The 20232-nt window shown below is 71.5% G+C and carries 17 protein-coding genes; 10 read left to right on the forward strand and 7 right to left on the reverse strand.

Annotated elements, in window-relative coordinates; translation table 11 throughout:
* Positions 1-29 precede the first annotated feature (29 nt).
* Both GZ997_RS00600 and GZ997_RS12535 read left to right on the forward strand, forming a co-directional pair.
* The gene (locus GZ997_RS00600) at positions 30-812 is read left to right on the forward strand and encodes a LysM domain-containing protein (protein ID WP_238994140.1); all 783 of its coding nucleotides are present in this window, start codon (positions 30-32) and stop codon (positions 810-812) included.
* Between the two features lie 55 nt (positions 813-867).
* A complete protein-coding gene (locus GZ997_RS12535) occupies positions 868-1506 on the forward strand; it encodes an Rv3235 family protein (protein WP_219109217.1) in 639 nt (212 codons plus the stop codon).
* 47 nt (positions 1507-1553) lie between these two features.
* Here GZ997_RS12535 and secA read toward each other — a convergent pair whose 3' ends face one another.
* A complete protein-coding gene (secA, locus tag GZ997_RS00610) occupies positions 1554-4445 on the reverse strand; it encodes a preprotein translocase subunit SecA (RefSeq protein ID WP_162678450.1) in 2892 nt (963 codons plus the stop codon).
* 373 nt (positions 4446-4818) lie between these two features.
* On the opposite strand from secA, the gene GZ997_RS12910 reads away from it, so the two are divergent.
* Positions 4819-5691, forward strand: a complete 873-nt coding sequence (locus tag GZ997_RS12910; protein WP_162678451.1) for a phosphoribosyltransferase family protein — start codon at positions 4819-4821, stop codon at positions 5689-5691.
* Positions 5692-5981: 290 nt separating this feature from the next.
* On the forward strand, positions 5982-6632 hold the full coding sequence (gene raiA / locus GZ997_RS00620) for a ribosome-associated translation inhibitor RaiA (protein ID WP_161924560.1): 651 nt from the start codon (positions 5982-5984) through the stop codon (positions 6630-6632).
* Positions 6633-6761: 129 nt separating this feature from the next.
* Here the strand turns inward: raiA and GZ997_RS00625 are convergent, their stop codons facing one another.
* The 3 genes from GZ997_RS00625 to mtrA all read right to left on the reverse strand — a co-directional run bounded on the left by GZ997_RS00625 (position 6762) and on the right by mtrA (position 11231).
* A complete protein-coding gene (locus tag GZ997_RS00625) occupies positions 6762-8600 on the reverse strand; it encodes an LpqB family beta-propeller domain-containing protein (RefSeq protein WP_343212231.1) in 1839 nt (612 codons plus the stop codon).
* Entirely contained in the window at positions 8597-10483 is a 1887-nt protein-coding gene (gene mtrB, locus GZ997_RS00630; protein ID WP_272927750.1) for an MtrAB system histidine kinase MtrB, read from the reverse strand. Before mtrB ends, GZ997_RS00625 begins: the two co-directional genes overlap by 4 nt.
* A gap of 64 nt (positions 10484-10547) precedes the next feature.
* Positions 10548-11231 carry an MtrAB system response regulator MtrA gene (mtrA, locus tag GZ997_RS00635; RefSeq protein WP_161924562.1) on the reverse strand — a complete coding sequence of 228 codons (684 nt, stop codon included), beginning with the start codon at positions 11229-11231 and terminating at the stop codon, positions 10548-10550.
* A gap of 339 nt (positions 11232-11570) precedes the next feature.
* Between mtrA and GZ997_RS00640 the strand changes: the two genes are divergently transcribed.
* The 5 genes from GZ997_RS00640 to GZ997_RS00660 all read left to right on the forward strand — a co-directional run bounded on the left by GZ997_RS00640 (position 11571) and on the right by GZ997_RS00660 (position 17262).
* A complete protein-coding gene (locus GZ997_RS00640) occupies positions 11571-12818 on the forward strand; it encodes a glycerophosphodiester phosphodiesterase (RefSeq protein WP_162678452.1) in 1248 nt (415 codons plus the stop codon).
* Positions 12819-12843: 25 nt separating this feature from the next.
* Positions 12844-13551, forward strand: a complete 708-nt coding sequence (locus GZ997_RS00645) for a DUF4129 domain-containing protein (protein ID WP_237564116.1) — start codon at positions 12844-12846, stop codon at positions 13549-13551.
* Complete coding sequence (locus GZ997_RS00650) at positions 13548-14747, forward strand: DUF4350 domain-containing protein (protein WP_162678453.1); 1200 nt, start codon at positions 13548-13550, stop codon at positions 14745-14747. Before GZ997_RS00645 ends, GZ997_RS00650 begins: the two co-directional genes overlap by 4 nt.
* 269 nt (positions 14748-15016) lie before the next feature.
* Positions 15017-15946 carry a MoxR family ATPase gene (locus GZ997_RS00655; protein WP_203233850.1) on the forward strand — a complete coding sequence of 310 codons (930 nt, stop codon included), beginning with the start codon at positions 15017-15019 and terminating at the stop codon, positions 15944-15946.
* 23 nt (positions 15947-15969) lie between these two features.
* Positions 15970-17262, forward strand: a complete 1293-nt coding sequence (locus GZ997_RS00660) for a DUF58 domain-containing protein (protein WP_162678454.1) — start codon at positions 15970-15972, stop codon at positions 17260-17262.
* Positions 17263-17327: 65 nt separating this feature from the next.
* On the opposite strand, the gene GZ997_RS00665 is transcribed toward GZ997_RS00660, so the two are convergent.
* Positions 17328-18323, reverse strand: a complete 996-nt coding sequence (locus GZ997_RS00665; protein ID WP_161924565.1) for a stage II sporulation protein M — start codon at positions 18321-18323, stop codon at positions 17328-17330.
* Positions 18324-18337: 14 nt separating this feature from the next.
* On the opposite strand from GZ997_RS00665, the gene GZ997_RS00670 reads away from it, so the two are divergent.
* A complete protein-coding gene (locus GZ997_RS00670; RefSeq protein ID WP_162678455.1) occupies positions 18338-19213 on the forward strand; it encodes an RDD family protein in 876 nt (291 codons plus the stop codon).
* 56 nt (positions 19214-19269) lie between these two features.
* Here GZ997_RS00670 and GZ997_RS00675 read toward each other — a convergent pair whose 3' ends face one another.
* Positions 19270-19707, reverse strand: coding sequence for a DUF3499 domain-containing protein (locus GZ997_RS00675; protein ID WP_161924567.1), 438 nt, complete (start codon positions 19705-19707; stop codon positions 19270-19272).
* 79 nt (positions 19708-19786) lie between these two features.
* Entirely contained in the window at positions 19787-20230 is a 444-nt protein-coding gene (locus GZ997_RS00680; RefSeq protein ID WP_343212232.1) for a metallopeptidase family protein, read from the reverse strand.
* Positions 20231-20232: the final 2 nt, after the last annotated feature.

The following is a 20232-nucleotide window of genomic DNA, read 5'->3' on the forward strand; positions in this document are numbered from 1 at the left end:
AAACATCATCACCAGCGATGGAGCGAGTCATGTGTGCAGCTACGTCATCAACGCGGACTACTCAAACCCTGCGGCACGTACGCAGCCACGTTGCGCTTGGCACGATCGGCGTGCTGTCCGCAGCCCTGATCCCAGTGCTGGCGAGCACCGCCGCCAACAGCGCCCGCAGCCTCCTGGAGCTGCCGACCGCCTGGTGGGGCAGCGCCCATCTGACTGCCGCAATCACAGCCCTCGCCTGCACCGCCGGAGCCCTGGGTGCACTCTGGCACCTGCTATCCGTGCTCCTCGCGCTTGCGGCCGGGGCCGGCAACCGTCATGGCGCCTCCGCCCCCGGCAATCCGCCGAGCAGGAGCACCCGAGCAGCTGCGCGGGCACTACAACGGTGGGGCGCGCCCCTGGTACGGCGGATCACCGCCGGCGTGCTGGTCGCGGGAATCACCACCAGTCCGGCACTCGCCGCCCCGGAATCGGAGGTCGGCACCGATGACCTCGGCTGGCAGCCGACCGTGACGGTACCGACTGACCCCGACGCCGCGGCCCCGAGCTCGCCCCCGTCCGCCCCTGCACCAGACTCCGCACCAGACTCCGCGCAGGAACCCGGCTCATCGGAGTCCCATACCGTGGCCGTCGGCGAGTCACTGTGGTCGATCACCGCCGAGCTGCTGGGCCCGCAGGCCTCGCCGGCGCAAATCGCGGACGCCTGGCCGCGCCTGTACCAGGCCAACACCCAGGAGATCGGCACCGACCCGGGGCTCATCCACCCCGGGACCGACCTGGACGTCCCCACACTCACCGACCAGCCCAATTCCTGAACAAACACCCGCTGCGCGCACAGACGCGCGCCCGTCACCGCGCAGGAGAAGCGTCATGTCCATCCTCACCGTTCCCGATACCCGCCCCGACGCCGTACCCGCCGCAGCGCGTAGGCACCTACGCGCGCTCGAGGCAAAGGAGGACGCCGCGCACCCGGCCGGCCGGAACCGGCGCCGCACCGGCCCGACGCCACCGCTACGGCCCGTCCCGGGCCTGCGCACCTCGACGAGCAGCCCCGCCGGGGCGCTGGTTCCGCGTCCGGTCCTGGAGGGCACCGAGCGGGCCGAGGAGTGGGACCGGCTGCACTTTCGCCCCTCCCTGGGCACCGGCGGCACCGCCAGTCGGCAGGCACCGGGCACCGGGGATGACATGCCGGACCCGGCACGTTTCGCCGCCGTAGTCGTGACCGCCGCTGCAGAAGTACTACACGGCCAGCGCCGAGCCGACCACCTGGCGCGCTGGACCACGCCGGAGCTGTTCGAGGCGCTGTCCCGGCGGGCAGGACTGGCACGCAGGCTCCTGGGCCAGGCGCCGACGCGCGTACGCCCGCGCTCGGCCCACGCCCAAAAGTCCGATAACGGCACCTGCGAGGTGACGATCCTGCTCGACGACGGCGCCCGCGTACGCGCTGCGGCGGCCCGGCTTGAGGCCTTTCGGGGCCGCTGGCTGCTGGCTGCCCTGGAGATCGCCTGAGGCCCGAGCCAGGTGGCATCCGCCCACCGGGCGGCACCAGCACCCTGCTACTTGCGCCGCTTCCTGGCCGCTGCCCGCCGCTGCTTGCGGTTGCCTCCGCCTGCTGCAGAGGCGGCCGGCCGCGTTGCGCCGCCGGCAGATGCACCGGCGGCCGCGGGCCGGGCCGCGTCCCGGCCTCGAGCCGCGGGCTCGGTGGCCGCAGTAGCGGTGCCGTCCTCCGAAGGCGCCGTGTAGGTCAGGCGCTGCTTCAAGGGCTCCTGACCGGCAGCCCCCATAACCGAGGCCACGGCGGCACTGCGCCCGCGGGCGGGCCGCTCAGTGGCGGACGGCGCAGCGGTACCCGCCGCCGCGGTAGCAGACTCGCCCTCCGCATCCGCCTGCGCGGCTGCGGCGCGGGCGGCCGCGGCATCGAAGCGGGCGGCGTTGGCGAACACCTGCTCGACGGTCTCCTCCCGGATCCCCTCCATCATGGCCTTGAACATGTGGGCGCCCTCGTTGGCGTACTCCACCAGCGGGTCCCGCTGGGCCATGGCGCGCAGGCCGATTCCCTCCTTCAGGTAGTCCATCTCATACAGGTGCTCGCGCCAGCGCTTGTCCACAACGGCCAGCAGGACGCGCCGCTCCAGCGCACGCATGGGCTCCTCCCCCAGCTGCGCGCGGGCAATGGGGTTGTCATTGAGACGCTGCTCGGCCTCCTCATAGGCAACGGCGGCGTCATCGCTGAGCTCGGCGGACAGGCGCTCGGTGGAGAGCAGGTCGCGACCGCCGACCTCCTCGATCAGGTCCTCCTGAGTGACGCTGACCGGGTAGACGTGCGCCAGGTCATTCCACAGGGCGTCCAGGTCCCACTCGTCGGGGCGTCCCTCCTGCGTGCGGGCGGCCACGATCGTGCCCACCGCCTGGGCGCGGAAGCCGGCCAGCTGCGGCTCCAGGTCCTCCCCGTCCAGGACGCGGCGCCGCTCGGAGTACACCTTCTCGCGCTGCTCGGTCATGACGTCGTCGTACTTCAGGACGTTCTTGCGGATCTCGTAGTTACGCGACTCGACCTGCCGCTGGGCGGAGGCGATGGCGCGAGTGACCATCTTCGACTCGATCGGCACGTCGTCGGGGTAGGCGCCGGAGCTCATGATGCGCTGCGCAGCCCCGGAGGCGAACATGCGCATCAGGTCATCCTCCATGGACAGGTAGAAGCGCGACTCACCCGGATCCCCCTGGCGGCCGGAGCGCCCGCGCAGCTGGTTATCGATACGGCGGGACTCGTGCCGCTCGGTGCCCAGCACGTACAGCCCGCCCAGCTCGACGACCTCGTCGTGCTCCGCGGCGCAGGACTCCTGCGCCGCCGCGAGCGCCTCGGGCCAGGCCTTCTCGTACTCCTCGGCGTTCTCCTCCGGATCCAGCCCCGCCTCCTTCAGGGCCGTCACCGCAATGTGCTCGGCGTTGCCGCCCAGCATGATGTCGGTGCCGCGTCCGGCCATGTTGGTGGCCACGGTGACGGCGCCCTTGCGGCCCGCCAGGGCGACGACGGCGGCCTCACGTGCATGCTGCTTGGCGTTGAGGACCTCGTGCGGGATGCCGCGCTTGTCCAGCAGCCGCGAGAGCTGCTCGGACTTCTCCACGCTGGTGGTGCCCACCAGCACGGGCTGGCCGGCCGCGTGCCGCTCGGCGATGTCATCGACGACCGCGGCCAGCTTCGCGGCCACGTTGGTGTATACCAGGTCCGGCTGGTCCTGGCGGATCATCGGCTTGTTTGTGGGAATTGGGACCACGCCGATCCCGTAGGTGCCGGAGAACTCGGCGGCCTCGGTCTCGGCGGTACCGGTCATGCCGGAGCGGGATCCCTCCGGGTACAGGCGGAAGTAGTTCTGCAGGGTGATGGTGGCCAGGGTCTGGTTCTCAGCCTTGATGTCCACCCGCTCCTTGGCCTCAATGGCCTGGTGCATGCCCTCGTTGTAGCGGCGCCCGGGCAGGACGCGGCCGGTGTGCTCGTCGACGATGAGGACCTCACCGTCGCGCACGATGTAGTCCTTGTCCAGGTGGAACAGCTCCTTGGCCTTGATGGCGTTGTTCAGGAAGCCGATCAGGGGCGTGTTCTCCGCCTCGTAGAGGTTGTCGATGCCCAGGTAGTCCTCCACCCGCTCGATGCCGGGGGCGAGCACGCCCACGGTGCGCTTCTTCTCATCGACCTCGTAGTCGCGGCCGGCGCGCAGGCGCTGGGCAAGCTTGGCGAACTCCTTGTACCACTTGTTCACGTCACCGGTGGCGGGGCCGGAGATGATCAGCGGCGTGCGGGCCTCGTCAATGAGGATCGAGTCCACCTCGTCGACGATCACGAAGGCGTGCCCGCGCTGGACCAGGTCCTCCGGACGCTGGGCCATGTTGTCGCGCAGGTAGTCGAAGCCGAACTCGTTGTTGGTGCCGTAGGTGATGTCGCACTGGTACTGCTTGCGCCGCTGGGCGGGATTCTGCGTGGCCAGCACGCAGCCGGTGGACAGGCCCAGGAAGCGGTGCACGCGCCCCATGAGGTCGGACTGGTACTCGGCCAGGTAGTCGTTGACGGTGACCACGTGGACGCCCTTACCGGTCAGCGCGCGCAGGTAGGAGGGCATGGTGGCCACCAGGGTCTTGCCCTCACCGGTCTTCATCTCCGCGATGTTGCCCTGGTGCAGGGCGGCGCCGCCCATGATCTGCACGTGGTAGGGGCGTTGGCCGAGCACCCGGTCGGCCGCCTCTACGACGGTGGCGAAGGCCTCGGGAAGGAGCTCGTCCAGGGTCTCCCCATCGGCGTAGCGCTGCTTGAACTCCGCGGTCTGCTCGCGCAGCTCCGCATCGGTGAAGTCCTTGTAGTCCTCGGCGAGGGCCTCCACCTGGGTGGCGAGGGCATCGAGCTTCTTGAGGGTCCGTCCCTCACCGATGCGCAGGATCCGGTCGACAATCGACACGCTGGTATCTCCCCTGGTAGCTGGTGGGAGCCCGCCGCGGCGCGGCCCCTTAGGCGGGCGGGCCCCGTGCCCGGGCGGACCGGGCGCGAACTCCGCCATGGTATGCCATCCCGCCGACGCCGCCGCGGACGGATCAGTGCTATCGCTCACCGCAGAGCCGCGATTGCGCTTCGCCGGCCCGCCACCTGCTACCCGCTCCTTGCGGCCCTGTCCTTGCGGTCCTACACCCTGGCAGCCCCGCCCCAGCCGCCGCCTCCCGTCGCGTCCTGCGCCCCCGTCCACAGGCGGTCCCGGAGACAGCCCCCGGCAGTGCCCTGTGGAGGCCCCGGGGCAGTGGCGTGCGCGCGTGCAGCCGGCGCAGCACACTGGCCGCATGCCCCCGTCCCGCTCCGGCACGCTCACCGCCGCGCTGCGCCTCGTCCTACCCGTGACCTGTGCGGGCTGCGGCCGCTGGGACGTTGCCCTGTGCCAGGAGTGCGCCGCGCTGCTCGCCGCGCAGCCGCACCGGGTGGAGCACGTCGACGCGGCCGGCGACCTGCCGGTATGGGCGCTTGCCACCTACGCAGGCCCCATCCGCGCCCTGGTCCTGGGCTGGAAGAGCGGAGCGCGGGAGGACTTGGGGCGCCTAATGTCCCAGGTGGGGCAGGACGCGGGCGGATGGCTCGCAGCCCACCTGCCGGACCAGGTGGTGGCGGCCGCAGCCTCGAGCGGGCACCTGCTGGTGGTGCCGGCGCCGTCGGGACTGCGACGGCGCGCACGCGGGCTGCTGGTGGCGGCGGACCTGGCCGACGCCGTCGCGCGGGGCCTGGCAGCGGGCTGGCCTGCTGCCGGCACCCCGGGGCCGACGCGAGCCGTGACGGTGGCCAGCACGGACGTGCTGCGACGTCGCCTCGGTTCCGGGGGCGTGCACCAGGCGGGCCGCTCGGCGGCCCAGCGGCGGGCGAACCGCTCCGAGCCGCCGCGGGTACTGGCACCGGTGCAAGGCGCGGGAGTAGTGCTGGTGGACGACGTGGTGACCACCGGGGCGACCCTGGGCGCCTGTGCGCGAGCGCTGCGGCAGGCCGGGGCGGTAGTCGGGGCCGCCCTGGTGGTGGCGGCGGCTCCCCCGCCGGCCCGCGGGCGCCCGATCACGGTCCCCGGCGGGCCGGTACCCAGCGGGTCGGCACCCGCCCGTCCCAGTCGGCCACGCACCCAGGTCGACCCCAGTGGCGTACCGGCCCAGCCGGGCACCGCTGCGGACGCATAGCCCGCGCCCCGGTCTGCTGGGACGCCCTCACGCACGGGCCACCAGGGCATCGGCGTCCCGGCTCCACCGCGAACGGTGCGCTGTACGTGGCGGCCCCGGAAATGGTGTAGCTTATGTGTCGTAACACACACGGCAGCGCGGCGCCGAGAGCAGATTCCGCGCCCGGTTGTACACCGGCAGCACACAAGGAGGTGGCCGACCACTCCGAAGCTCGTCGCAAGGTGCGGCGGGTGTTTCCCCCAGCCCGATCCCCTCACAAGGATCACTTGGACTTAGAAAGAGGTTCCACCATGGACATCAACGTCGTCGGCCGCAACGCGGAGATCAGCTCGCGCCTGCGGGACTACGTCGAGGAGAAGGCAGCCAAGGTCGAGCAGTTCGACCCGCGCGTGCAGAGAGTCGAGGTCGAGATCACCCATGAGCGCAACCCGCGCCAGGCGGACACGGCCGAGCGCGCTGAGATCACGGTGATCTCCAAGGGCCCGGTAATCCGGGCCGAGGCCAGCTCCTCGGACCGCTTCGCGGCCTTCGACATCGCCATGGGGAAGCTGACCGAGCGCCTGCGCCGGGCACGGGACCGGAAGAAGAACCACCGGCGCTACATCGTCGACCTCCCGGAGTCGGTACCGCCCGCGCCCGCCGAGGAGCCGCAGCTGCCGGACACCGATGACCTCCCCATCGAGGACTCCCCCACGGCTCCCACCGAGCCGGGCGTGGCCGTGGAGTCGCAGTTGGGCGACTCTCCTGTGGTGGTGCGGCAGAAGCTCCACGAGGCGGTACCGATGACGGTCGACGAGGCGCTGTACCAGATGGAGCTGGTCGGTCACCCCTTCTACCTGTTCATTGAGAAGTCCACGATGCAGCCCTGCGCGGTCTACCACCGGCACGGTTGGACCTACGGCGTGATCCGCCTGAACGCCCAGGTCTCCCCCGCCGACTGACCCCCGCGCACCCGGCCGGATCGGTCATTCACCCGCCCCGCATGCGCTGTGCCGCATGCGGGGCGCGCTGTATGCCGGTGCCTGCACCGGCCGGCATGGCCCCACCGCCGTCCCGCCCCTGCCTGCGCCTCAGGGCAATGGGTAGGCGATGTCCGTCACGTCGGTGGCGCTTACGCGCCAGGCTGTGCCGGTCTGCTGCCAGATGCGCCCCGCCGCGTCGGTGAGCTGCACCGCCCCGGTGGCGCGGTCGGCGGTGATGGCAACCGCTGCCGGGGAGGTGATCGTGGTGGCAAGTGGCCCGCCGACTGGAACCCGCAGGACTCCGGTCGGCGTCTGCCCCTCAGGGGCCGTGGGCAGGACCGCGATGCTCAGCGCGTCGTACCACACGACTGCGCCGGTGCGCGCCCCGGTCGCCGCAGGCAGCTCGAGCGGCTCGCCCAGGCCTGCCGGAGCGCCCTCGTCACGGGTAATGGCCGCCACGCTAACGCGCTCGTCGGCCGCGCCCGTGCCCGCGCTGTGACGCACCACGATGCGGCTGGACTCGGCTGAGACGTCAAAGGAAATCACCTTCCGACCGTCCAGCCAGGCGGCGGCCGGCCTAACCTTCCTACCACGGTCGTCAACCGCCAGGAGCTCGCCCTCGGCACCGGTCCAGACCCAGTGGTGGCGGTCGGCGACAGGCGGCAGCAGCCCGACGCCGCCGGGCCCGGCCGCAGCGCCCGGGTCGGGGTCCTCCCGCGCGCCGTCCTGCGCATCCTGCTCTGCGCCGGTCCCCGAGTCCTCCCCGGAATCGGCATCGCCCACCGACATAATGACGTCCGCCGCGCTCTGCCCCGGCGGCACGCGCAGCAGGCTCGAACGGCTCAGGACGTAGACAGTTCCATCCGCGCCCAGCGTGGGGTGGGAGGCCGTTCCTGCACCCAGGGTCTGGGCCGTAACCAAAGTGGTTCGCGTCGAGGTTGTCCCCTGCACCACCGCCCCCAGGCACATTCCGACGACCGCTCCCGGCGCCGCATCAACCGCGGGCAGCGGCGCCGCGCCACCGAGCTCCTCCCCGTCCGCGCGCACGACGACACCCCGTACCTGGGTGATGTCCGCCGCCCCGACCAGGGTTGCGCGTATCTGCGCCACCACAAGTGCTGCCTGTGAGCCCTCCAGCGCGTGGGGACCGCCCAGTCCGGTCAGGTCCACGTTCGCGACGCCCGCCTCGACGACTACACCGTCATCGCCTACCGCGGCCGCCTCGGGCACCGCCGTGGTCGCACCTGCGGCAAGCCAGTGCGAGGGCCCGCCCAGAAGCGCCTCAATCAGGCGGCGGGGAAACTCGTGCCGGGGCAGCCACCGCAGCTCGGGTACCAGGCGGGAGTGGTCCGGGGTCAGGAAGAACAACGGGGCCGATGCGAAGCCCGCGCTCAGGTCGCCATCGGACAGCAGCATGCCGGCGGGCAGCTCGGCGATACGCCACTGGCCCGAGGTGTTGGCGCTGAGCACATAGTGGCAGGCATGGTCGGGCTCGGACGCCGCGGTGAACGCTCCGCCCGCGTCGATAGTGCCGATCAGGTCCACCGTAACCGTGACCTCGTGCTCGACTACCGTGACGACGGGCATGGTGGAGCCCTCGTAGATCCCTACGCTGGCGCTCGGCTGCCAGGAGGCGGAGGCGGCATCGGTGAGGAAGGCCCGGGCGGTGGCGAAGTCATCGAACAGGCCGGCTACGCAGGCACGCAGGAACCCGGTGACGATCTCATCCGGCGTCGCGCCGTCCACCGGGCCGGCCGCGGTCTGAATGAGCTGCTCCTCGGTGATGCCCGGGAGATCTGACTCGGTGATCTCTCCGGACGTGGGCAGCGCCGTGCACGCGGCGAGCGCTCCCCCACCTAGGAGCATGGCGGCGAGCATGCTGCGCCGGGGCATCTGCCGAGGAAGCCCGGGCGCAGCGGAGGAGCCACTGGACTCGGCCCCAGTCACCGGCGCACCTCCCCCTGCTTCCTGCGGGCGTCCACGTCCTCCGGGGTGCGGGCGCTGGGGCCCTCCCCGGAGCCGTGCGCGCCGGCAGGTACGGGCGGCTCCGGCTCACCGCCCGACAGGGCCGCTGGGGCCGGGGCCTCAGGCTCCTCCTGCTCCACGTCGCGCTCGACGTCCGAGCGCCGAGACGCCGGAGACGGCGTCAACGCCGGGACCGCCGGCGGGACCTGGCCAGGCTCCACGGTACGGGCACCGACGCGGGAGACCGGCGGGGCGTCGTCGGGGACCACGTCCAGCGGTCCCGGCTTGGTGAAAGCACCGGGGGTGGCGTCGGGCCCGAGGCGGCGCGGGAGGGTGAGCAGGAAGGAGGCGCCGTCGGCCGGCCACCCCCAGGCCACGAGCGTGCCCCCGTGCAGGACGGCGTCCTCCAGGGAGATGGACAGGCCCAGCCCGGTGCCGCCCAGGGTGCGCTTGCGGGAGGGGTCGGCGCGGTAGAAGCGGTCAAAGACCTTCTTGACCACGTCCGGGCTCATGCCCACCCCGTGGTCGCGCACACGTACGGCGACGGCGTCGTCACTGGCGGCAACCGTGATATCGATGGGTGAGCCCTCCGCGTGCTCGAGCGCATTGACTATCAGGTTGCGCACGATGCGCTCCACCCGGGCCACATCCACCTCGGCGACGGCGGGAGCATCGGGCAAGTGCAGGCGGATCGGGGAGCCGGAGGCCTCTACGTGCACGGCAACCAGGTCGAGCACGCCACGTACGACGGCGCTGATATCCGCCTCCGCGGATCGCAGCTGGACCCGTCCGGAGTCGATGCGGGAGATCTCGAGCAGGTCGGACAGCATCTGCTCGAAGCGATCAATCTCCCGCATGAGGATCTCCAGGCTGCGTGCGGCGAAAGGATCCTTGATCTCGTCACGCGCCTGCCAGATCTGCTCGGCCGCCAGCCGAATGGAGGCCAGTGGAGTACGCAGTTCGTGGGACACGTCGGATACGAATAGCTTCTCCACCTTCGACAGGCTCTCCCAGGCCTGAATCTGCGCCTCCAGGGAATCGGCCATGTTATTGAAGGAGCGGGAAAGGGTAGCGATCTCGTTCTCCCCCGCCACTGGCAGCCGCTCCTGGAGGTGCCCGCCGGCCAGCCGCTGGGCGGCCAGGGAGGCACGGCGCACGGGGATGAGTACACGGGAGGTCAGGGCCCACAGGCCCAGCAGCAGCAGCAGCAAGAAGCCTGCGCCGGCGATGATGATGGCGCGGGTAGCCAGGTCGATGACGTGCTGCTCTGGCGCCAGGGTGTAGACGAGGAACAAGTCGTACCCACCCGCCAGGGGCAGGTTGATCCGGGAGCCGACGACCAGCCCGGGGTCGGTGCCGCCGTGGCCGTCGGGGATGCCCACGGGCTGGGAGTACTGGGCGCCGGGTGCGCCTGCCTCCACCTGGGCCGCGAGCTCCTCGGTTATGAGCGCAGCCAGGTCGGCATCGGTGGCCAGGTCGTTGATTATGGTGTTGGAGGCCTCACCGGAGGCCCGGCGCAGTGCTACCCCCTTACCGCCCGCGCCCGCGAAGGAATCGTTGATGGCTGACAGCTGCGCCTGCGCGGTGGCGGTCAGGTCCTCAGCAGTTTCAACCGCGGCCGCGTCGAATACCGATTGGGTGGTCACTGCCCGCTGGCGGGCATCGGCCAGGATTGCGGCACGCCGCTCGGCGAAGACGTCGTTGCGGATGGTTATGGTGACGGCAACCAGCAGGACGGCGATGAGCACCACTCCGGTCACGGTCGCGAACAGCACCATGGAGGTGCCAAGGGACCGGCGTGCCGCCCGCAGTGGGGACGGCGCGCCTTGGCGCCCCGCGTTCCGGACCGGGCTCTGGGCGTCCACGATCAGTGAGCCGCGAGGCTAGGCCTGCGGTGCGGGCGGGGCCCAGAGGCCACCGCGCCCGCAGTCACTTGCCGTCGCCGGCGCGGTAGCCGACTCCGCGTACGGTGACCACGATGCTGGGGTGCTCCGGGTCCTTCTCGATCTTGGCGCGCAGGCGCTGCACGTGAACGTTGACCAGGCGGGTGTCTGCGGCGTGCTGGTATCCCCAGACCTGCTCCAGAAGCTCCTCGCGCGTGAACACCTTCCAGGGCGTGCGCGCAAGGGTCACCAGCAGGTCGAACTCAAGGGGAGTGAGGTTGATGACCGTCTCTCCGCGGTGCACCTGGTGGCCGGAGACATCGATGTCCAGGTCCCCAGCGCGTACGTGCTCGGCGCCATTGGCGTCGATATTGCGGCGCAGGCGGGTGCGCACGCGGGCGAGCAGCTCCTTGGACTTGAACGGCTTGGTGACGTAGTCATCCGCGCCGGCCTCCAACCCGGCGACCACATCCTGGGTGTCCGTACGCGCAGTGAGCATGATGATCGGCACATCGGACTCGGCGCGGATCAGCTTGCAGATTTCCACGCCGTCAATGCCGGGCAGCATCAGGTCCAGCAGGACCAAGTCCGGGTCTGTCTCCCGGAAGGCCTCCAGAGCCTTCGCGCCGTCGGCGCAGAAGGACGGAGTGTAGTCCTCCGCCTCGAGCATGATGCCGATCATCTCGGCCAGGGCAGTGTCATCGTCAACGACCAGAATGCGAGTGCGCATGGCGCCTATCTTGGCACGTAGTCCAGCCACAAACGCCACCGATATGGTGCACTATGACTTTCATCATATCCCGTTAAGTTGACACTAAGCAGCTGTCGGGCCGGGACTTCTGGCCCGGTACCCCTGTCTTATCGCCCCTGCGAGGCCCCCGGAGTCGGCGCCGGGCCCCGCGAGCGTCCACGAAAATCCGTCCCGCCGCGGGGCGTCGCCCGGGCGTGTCGGAGCGTGTACGCGCACCGTCGCGCCGGGCGGCCCGAGCCGCGAAGGCCGCGGCCCCGGCACCTGATCTCCTCCTCTGGGTGGAGAGCGCCGGTTTCCCCGCCGTGACACAGTATGCCCATGAGCACCGACAACACCGGGTGGCAGCCACCCACCGGAGGGACTCACGCGAGCCCATCCCCTGAACCCGGCCCGCAGCAGCAGCCGGAGTCGGCGTCCGCGCCCCGCTATGGCACCTACGCCCAGTCGGAGCAGCCCGCCTACGGCCAGCAGGCGCCCCAGGGTCAAGGCTCCTACGCGGGAGGTGCCCAGTATTCCCAATACGCCCAGCAGGCGGGCACCTACACGGCAGGTCCGGGCGGATTCTTCGTGGCGCCCAAGCCCGGCATCATCCCGTTGCGGCCGCTCACCATCACCGAGATCATCGCCGGCGCCTTCGAATCGCTGCGGGCCAACCCCCGAGCCATGTTCCTGCCGGCCATAGTGGTCATGGGTGCCGCCGGCCTGATATCCGCGCTGTTCACATTCCTGGCATTCAGCACCCTGTCCAACCAGATCAGTATCATTGACTCCTACAACGAGTACGATTACGCCTCCGTCGGCTCCGACCAGGAAGTCTTTAACGCGCTCAGTTCATATCTCGGCGGCTCCACCGGCCTGTCACTAGTGAGCACGGCGATCAACTTCTTCGCCATCACCGTCCTGACGGGGCTGCTGACCGTGACCGTATCGCGCTCGGTGCTGGGCCGCATCGCCACGCCGGCCGAGGTGTGGGAGCGCGTCCGGCCGCGGCTGTGGGCACTGATCGGCCAGGCACTGCTGGTGGAACTGGTCACCGGACTGGCCGCATTCGTCGCCGCCCTCGGCGCCGTTGGGCTGTTAATCGGCTCTGTCTTCGCCCTAGACGACTCCGGCAGCTCCGCCAACCTGGGACTGATCATGCTGGTGTGCTTCCTGCTCGGCGTCGGCGGCCTGATCGCTGCGGCCTTCCTGGGCGTGCGCCTGTCCGTGGCGGGCGCCGCGCTGATCCTGGAGAACGTCAGCATCTGGGAGGGCATCCGCCGCTCCTGGCAGCTGACCCGGGGGTACTTCTGGCGCGTGCTGGGCGTCCAGCTGCTGGTCGGCCTGCTGGTTGGCACCGTCTCCGCGGTTCTCGGGGGCGCCATCGGCGCCCTCAGCGGCGCCGGAACCCTGCTCGTCGGGATCGGGGCGTCCACTGTGCTGATCATGGTGTCGGCCTTCATCGGCAGCCTCCTCGACGCGCTGATCCGGCCCTTCTCCTCCGCCGCAACCGCGCTGGTCTACATCGACCTGCGCATGCGTCAGGAGGGCCTGGACGTCGAGCTGCGCCGCTCCGCCGGAGTCTGACCGCGATCGGCGCCCGAGGTTCCGCATGATCCCGATGCCACCGGTGCCCGCAGCCGTCCACGTCCCCTACTCGGGGCGGGAGCTGTGTGGCCTGCCACCCCTGGATGTTCCGGCCACGCCCGACGCCGACACCGCGCGTCGCGCCGCCGAGAAGGAGCTGGCCAAGCCCGCCTATCACCACGCCGCCACCCTGTGGGAGCGCGCCTGGCGCTGGCTCGCGGAGCACCTGGACCCGCGCGGGGCCGTGCCCGGGGTGCCATCGTGGCTGTCCGTGCTGATCGTGGTGGTGCTGGTGCTCGCCCTGGTTGTCGCCCTGGGGGTCATGTTCACCCGTATCACCTGGGCACGGCGCGCCAGGCGCGCGCACGGCGTGCTGTTCGAGGACGACCGCGACGCCTCGGCCCTCACCCGTGCCGCCAACGCCGCTGCCGCCCAGGGAGACTGGGCAACCGCCGTGATCGAGCGCTTCCGGGCAGTAGTGCGTACACTCGATGAGCGCGGCGCACTGGAGGACTATCCGGGCATGACCGCGCACGAGGCGGCGGGGCTGGCAGCCCGTCCGCTGGGCGAGCTGGCAGCCGAGATGGATGAGGCCGCCCGGCTGTTCGACTCCGTGCGTTACGGCAGCGTCGTTTCCACCCCCTCCCAGGACGCGTGGATGCGCGAGTTCGCCGAGCGGGTCACGCGAGCGCCTCTTGCCCTGCCGACGCCGGCCAGGCAGGTGACACCATGAGCACCACCACGGCCCCGGATCGGGGCGAGGGCACCGCGCCTGCGCACACCGGCGATCAGGTAGTGGGGGCGCGCCTGGGCGAGCGGCTGAGCCGCTGGCGCCCCTTCATAGCCGCCGGGGCGCTCCTCGTACTCGTGGCCCTGGCCACCCTGTGGACCACGCCGCAGTCATCCAAGGTCCCCTACGCGATCAACAACTCCCGTGCCAACGGTACCCAGGCTCTGGCCGAGCTGCTGCGCAGCGAGGGGATCGATGTCAGTAGCGTCAGCTCCGCCGACGCCGCCGTCAGTGCTGCCGCGGACGGCGCCACCGTGGTGGTGCTCCACGCCGGGGAGATGAGCTACCTCGACCGCTTCCGACTGGCCCGGACCGGGCAGGACGTAGTGGTCCTGGGAACCCTCTACGAGAATCTTCAGGACCTGACCGACATGACCCCGGTCGGCGTCTCCGCGAGCGCCGACACCTCACTGCGGCCGGAGTGCGCCGACCCCGACGCCGTGGCTGCGGCCTCGCTGGCCGGCTCGACCGGCTCGGTCCTCCTGGATGACGTCAGCGGCGCTGTGGGCTGCTTCCCGGTTAGGGAGGACGCCTATGCCTATGCCACCGCGCCGCTGGAGGGCGGAGGCACACTGCGGGTGATCGCCGACCCGCGCATTGTCACTAATGAGAACCTGACCACGGCCGGGAACGCGGCGCTGGCGATTCGCGCGCTTGGCCACAACGACCGGCTGGTCTGGTTCGATGCCTCCCGAGCGTCGTCCATTTCAACCCTGTGGGACAGGCCTTCGCTGCCACCGTGGCTGCCGGTGCTGCTGTTCCTGGGCTGCGGCGTCGTCATCGCGCTGGCCTTCACGCGGGGGCGCCGCTTCGGAAGACTTGTGCCTGAGGACCTGCCGGTGGTGGTGCGCGCCACCGAGACCGCCATTGGCCGCGGCCGCCTGTACCGCCGGGCCGGCGACCGTGAGCGCGCCGCTCAGGCGCTGCGGTCGGGAACCGCTCTCCGGCTCGGCCGCAGCCTCGGAATGCCGCCGTCCGCGTCCCGCGGCGAACTCGTCGAGGCGGCTGCGCGGGCCACCGGCTGGCCCCCAGAAGCAATCGACCATGCCCTGTACGGGCCCACCCCCGCGAATGACCACGTCCTGGCGGATCTGGCCGTTCGCTTGGAACTACTCGAGAGCGAGGTCCACCCGCGATGACCACTCCCCCTTCCCCACACAATGACCCGGCGCGCCAGTTCGACGAGAGCGACGTTCCCACCACGGCCCTGCCCACCACGGGCGTCCGCGGATACGGCACCGTGGCGGACCCCACCACTGCGCGACCCGGGACAGCACAGCCCGGCACAGGGCAGCCCGCGAGCGCGGGAGCGTCCGCCTCGCCAGGTGCCGCAGCCGGCCCCGTCCGCGCCTCGGCCAGTGCCGAGCCGCACGCAACTACGCCCCCGGGCAACGACCCCCGGGCCCGGCTGCGGGCGGTACGCGCCGAGGTCGCCAAGGCGGTTGTCGGCCAGGATCCGGCCGTCACCGGGCTGGTGATCGCCATGCTCGCCGGTGGCCACGTGCTCTTAGAGGGTGTGCCCGGGGTGGCCAAGACCCTGCTGGTGCGCTCCCTGGCCGCCTCCCTTGACATTGGTACCAAGCGCCTGCAGTTCACGCCCGATCTGATGCCCGGCGACGTGACCGGTTCGCTGATCTATGACGCCCGCACCGCCGAGTTCTCCTTCCGGGAGGGCCCGGTGTTCACCAACCTGCTGCTCGCCGACGAGATCAACCGCACCCCGCCCAAGACCCAGGCCGCCCTGCTGGAGGCGATGGAGGAGCACCAGGTGTCGGTCGACGGCTCCCCGCGCGCGCTGCCCGATCCATTCATGGTGGTGGCGACCCAGAACCCGGTGGAGTACGAGGGCACGTACCCGCTGCCGGAGGCGCAGCTGGACCGTTTCCTGCTCAAGCTCATCCTGCCCCTGCCGGAGCGCGGTGAGGAGCTTGAGGTGCTGTCCCGCCACTCCACCGGATTCAATCCCCGGGACCTGCCGGCGGCGGGCCTGCAGGCCGTGGCCTCTCCCGCGGACCTGGCAACCGCTAGGGAGCAGGTGCGCACCGTCAGCGCCTCACCGGAGGTGCTCGCCTATATCGTGGACCTGGTACGGGCCACCCGCACCTCGCCGTCGGTCGCCCTGGGCGTGTCTCCCCGCGGGGCGACGGCGCTCCTGGCCACCGCCAAGGCCTGGGCCTGGTTGTCGGGACGCGGCTTCGTCACCCCCGACGACGTCAAGGCGCTCGCTCTGCCGACGCTGCGCCACCGCATCCAGCTGCGGGCCGAGGCCGAGCTGGAGGGCGTGTCCACCGAGTCAGTGGTCAACGGTGCCCTGCGTGCGGTGCCGGTGCCGCGGTAGCCGATCGCGCTAAGGAGGCACCCGTGTACCTGACCATGCGCGCCGTCTGGCTGCTTGCCGTCGGCGCCGTCCTCGTGCCGCTCGTGCCCCGCCCGGGCACCGTCGTAGCGTGGACGGCCCTGGTGGCTGCGCTGGTGGCGGTGGATGTGGCGGCGGCGCCCTCGCCGCGGGGCCTGCGCGCCACCAGGTCGGTGCCCCGCTCCGTCCGCCTGGGTGAGACCGTGACCGAGACGCTGACCCTGTTCAACACCACTGGGCGCAGCATGTCCGCCCTGGTTCGGGACGCCTGGCAGCCTTCGGCAGGTGCCTCCCACGAGCGCCGCGCATTGACGGTCCCGGCTGGGCGCCAGCGCCGCCTACGCACCCAGCTGACCCCCACCCGGCGTGGCGACCGCATCGCCGACCTGGTAACCGTGCGCGTGCGCGGCCCCCTGGGGCTGGCCGGCCGGCAGGCCTCGCTGCATGTGCCGGCCAGGCTGCGGGTGCTGCCCCGCTTCGCCTCCCGCAGTCACCTGCCCTCCAAATTGTCCCGGCTGCGGGAGATGGACGGGCGTAGCGCCGTAATGGTGCACGGGGCCGGCACCGAGTTTGACTCCCTGCGCGAGTACGTCGTCGGCGACGACGTGCGTTCCATCGACTGGCGATCCACGGCCCGACGCGCGGAGGTGGTGGTGCGCACCTGGAGACCGGAGCGGGACCGCCGGGTACTGATAGTGGTGGACACCGGGAGGATGGCGGCGGCGCGCCTGGATGACGCTCCCCGGCTGGACGCGCAGATCGAGGCGATGCTGCTGCTGGCGGCGCTGGCAGCGCGCGCCGGGGACCGGGTGGACGCCGTGGCCACAGACGTACAGACCCGGGCGCAGGTGCGGGGCGTGTCCGGATCCGCCCTCCTGGGCGCGCTGGCGGACGCATTCGCCCCGCTGCAGCCGGCGCTGGTGGAGACCAACTGGACCCTGGTGGCGGCGACGGTGGAGGCGTCCTTGTCCCAGCACGCCCTGGTAGTGGTGCTGACCGGGCTGGACGGGGCGGGAGCCAACGCCGACATGCTGCGGGCCCTGGGCATTATGGCCCGCAAGCACACGGTAGTAGTGGCCTCCGCTACCGATCCGGGCCTGGAGCACCTGCGCTCCCGGCGTGATGACGCCGAAAGCGTTTACACGGCTGCCGCCGCCGAGCGCGAGCTGGTAGAGCTCAGCGCAGTGCGAGCGCGTCTGCGCCGCGCCGGCGTGGAGGTGGTGGAGGAGCAGCCGGGCGCCCTGGCTCCGGCACTTGCCGACGCCTACCTGGCGCTCAAGGCTGCGGGGAGGCTGTGATGGGTGAGCCGCGCGGCACAGCGGCTGTACGGGTGTCCGGCGGTGCCGCCGGACCAGTCGGCCGATCAGCCGGCCTCAGCCTGGATCGCGCCGGCCTCGTCGGTCTCCAGGTCTCCGGTGTGCCCGGCCATGACCGCCCGACGCCCCGGCAGCAGGGTGTACGCCCAGAACACCGCCAGGGCCAGCGCACCGATCGTGCCCTTGAGCAGCCAAGGCAGCGGTGCCGGGGTCACGAAGGCCTCGATGAATCCGGAGACCGCCAGCGCCACCGTCAGCCCCGCCGCAACTGTGATCAGGGCGCGGCCCTCCGCCGCGAGCGCCACGCCGCGCGACCGGTCCCCGGGCGCCAGCATGGTCCAGAACAGTTTCAGGCCCGCGGCGCCGGCCACGAATACGCAGGTCAGCTCCAGCAGCCCGTGCGGGGTGATCAGGGCGAAGAACTGCCCGAGCAGGCCGTGGTCAGCCATGATGGCGCCGGCCTGCCCGACGTTCACCGCGTTGGCGAACAGCACGTAGGCCGGCAGCACCCCGGTGATGCCGCTGGCCACGCACAGGGCGGCGACGCGGGCGTTGTTAGTCCACACCTGGCCGGCGAACTCCGAGGGGGCGTAATTGGAGTAGTAGGCCTCGAAGGACTCCTGCGCGTAGGTGTCCAGTTCACTTTGCGACCCGAGCGCGGCCATGGCCTCGGGACTGCGCAGCGTCCACACGCCCACGATCACGGCGATCGCGATCTCTACCGCCGTCACCGCCACGGTCCACCAGCGCAGCCGGTACAGGGCTGCGGGGACGCTGGCCACCCAGAAGCGCCTGAGATCGCTCATACGCGCCTCGCGCGTGCCGGTTATGCGTCCGCGCGCCGCCGCAATCCTGGTGGACAGCTCGGCCAGCAGCACCGGGTCGGGCGCGCCGGTGCGGATCCGGGACAGGTGCGCGGCAGTGGCCCGGTAAAGGGATACCAGCTCGTCCGCCTCGGCTCCGGTGAGCCGACGGCGGGACGTGAGCTGGTCCAGGCGGTCCCACTGGTCGCGGTGCGCTGCGGCAAAGGCGTCAATGTCCACGAGAGGAGTCTGTCATGGTGAATGAGGCTGCCGCCTCGTCCGAGCGGATGATGACGCCGGACCTGATGATCACCGGTGAGGCCGTAGCTCTGGAGGTGCTTCCCGCCTCCCCCGGATCTCGCATCCTGTCCGGGTTCATCGACTACGCCCTGTATGCCGCCGGCCTGCTGGTCTCCGTGGTCACGGGCCTCCTGATCGGTGACCGGGTCATTCCCCACCCGTCCGAGGCGCTGGTGATGGCGCTGGTGGCCCTGGTGGCCCTGGGCTGGATGGTGGTGGTGCCGCTGGGAGTGGAGGTACTCACGCGGGGGCGCTCCGCCGGGCGGATGGTCACCGGCTCCCGCATCGTCCGCGACGACGGCGGAGCGGTGCGGTTGCGCCACAGCCTGGTGCGAGTCCTGGTGGGCGTCGTCGAGATCTGGCTGCTCGCTGGGGTGCCGACGGTGTCAGCGTGCGTGGTCACCCGCCGCGGCAAGCGCCTGGGTGACCTGCTGGCGGGCACCTATGCGGTTCGTGAGCGCAGCGGCGGGGTTGATGCGCCGCCGATCCTCATTCCCCCGGAGCTGGCCGCCTGGGCCGCCGACGCCGATCTGCGCGCCCTTCCCGGGCACCTGGCGCTCGTCATCCGGACCTTCCTGCAGCGGGCGTCATCCATGCAGCCCCAGGCGCGGCTGCGGCTGGGGCTGCAGCTGGCCGCGCAGGCGGAGCCCTACGTGGCCCCGCCACCGCCCCCGCACACGCACCCGGAGCGCTTCCTGGCGGCCCTGCTCGCGGCACGGCGGGACCGAGAGTTCATGCTTGAGCTGCGGGACCGGCGCCTGGAGGACGATGCGCGCGCCGCCTTGCGCACGGCGCCGTTTGATGTGGCCGCACCCGCGCAGGGGAAGTGAGGCGGGAGCGGCGGGCCACCGTGGGGCGGTACCTTGGGATGGCACCGCGGGGCGGCTCAGTCCTCGGTCTTCTCGCCGCGCAGCACCCGCAGGTGGCCCCGCCGGGTGATCTCGCCGTCGCCCAGTCCGGTCAGGTGATCCGGCAGCGGGGCGGTCAGTGATGTGGGCAGCAGGCCGGTGGGGCGGCCGGCGTGCTCGGCCGGCTGCGGCTTGGGCCGCGGCGCGCGTGACGCCTCCCGGACGGCGTCGGCCAGGGCGGTCAGGTCGTCGTCCGACGGCGGTGCCGGCTGGAAGTCCGTGGCGAGCCGGATTACCTGCCAGCCGCGTGGCGCGGTGAAGGACTCCACGTGCTTCTGGCACAGGTCGTAGGCCTCCGGCTGGGCCTGCGTGGCCAGCGGGCCGAGCACGATCGTGGAGTCGGCGTACACGCTGGTCAAGGTGGCTACGGCCGGGTTCTCGCATCCGGGCCTGCGGCAGTGGCGGACTCTTCTCACGCCCGCAGGCTACCGCGCGCGGGGCGGCGGGTGCGGTAGCCGCGGGAGTGGCGGTGCAGCGTTGCGCCAGGCGCAGTGCTCACAGATCCGGGTCGATCTCCTCCGGACGGCGCCCGAGCACCAGCGCCACCTGCTCAACTACGACGCGCCGCACGAGCTCTGCCAGCTCGGCGTCGTCTGCGGCGCGGGAGACTATGGGACGCCGGTACAGGACGATCCGGGTGGGCAGTCCGGCGCGCGGCTCCGCAGCGAATCCCCGGCCGAGCACAACCCCCTGCTCCCACGGTGCGGGGTCTGAGGGCGGAACCTCCTCGACGGCGAACTGCATTCGGGCGATCTCCGGGTGCCGGCGGGACAGTGCGTCGGCGGCGGCGATCACCATGGCGTCGAAGCGCTCGGCCCGGGTACGCCAGGCGGGCAGGTGGGGCGGCAGCAGCGGGCCCCGCAGCCCGCGACCGTGGCGGTCGCGCCGACGCGGGGACGCCGGGATGGGTGCCGGGGGCAGTTGGGATGACCGAGCCACGC

The sequence above is a fragment of the Actinomyces sp. 565 genome (genome assembly GCF_010365615.1).
Lineage (GTDB): Bacteria > Actinomycetota > Actinomycetes > Actinomycetales > Actinomycetaceae > Actinomyces.

Excerpts from the sequence above, each read along its gene's own strand:
- GZ997_RS00600 (WP_238994140.1), top strand. The coding sequence starts at position 30 with ATGTGTGCAGCTACGTCATCAACGCGGACTACTCAAACCCTGCGGCAC.
- GZ997_RS12535 (WP_219109217.1), top strand. The coding sequence starts at position 868 with ATGTCCATCCTCACCGTTCCCGATACCCGCCCCGACGCCGTACCCGCC.
- GZ997_RS12910 (WP_162678451.1), top strand. The coding sequence starts at position 4,819 with ATGCCCCCGTCCCGCTCCGGCACGCTCACCGCCGCGCTGCGCCTCGTC.
- raiA (WP_161924560.1), top strand. The coding sequence starts at position 5,982 with ATGGACATCAACGTCGTCGGCCGCAACGCGGAGATCAGCTCGCGCCTG.
- mtrA (WP_161924562.1), bottom strand. The coding sequence starts at position 11,231 with ATGCGCACTCGCATTCTGGTCGTTGACGATGACACTGCCCTGGCCGAG.
- GZ997_RS00640 (WP_162678452.1), top strand. The coding sequence starts at position 11,571 with ATGAGCACCGACAACACCGGGTGGCAGCCACCCACCGGAGGGACTCAC.
- GZ997_RS00645 (WP_237564116.1), top strand. The coding sequence starts at position 12,844 with ATGATCCCGATGCCACCGGTGCCCGCAGCCGTCCACGTCCCCTACTCG.
- GZ997_RS00650 (WP_162678453.1), top strand. The coding sequence starts at position 13,548 with ATGAGCACCACCACGGCCCCGGATCGGGGCGAGGGCACCGCGCCTGCG.
- GZ997_RS00670 (WP_162678455.1), top strand. The coding sequence starts at position 18,338 with ATGGTGAATGAGGCTGCCGCCTCGTCCGAGCGGATGATGACGCCGGAC.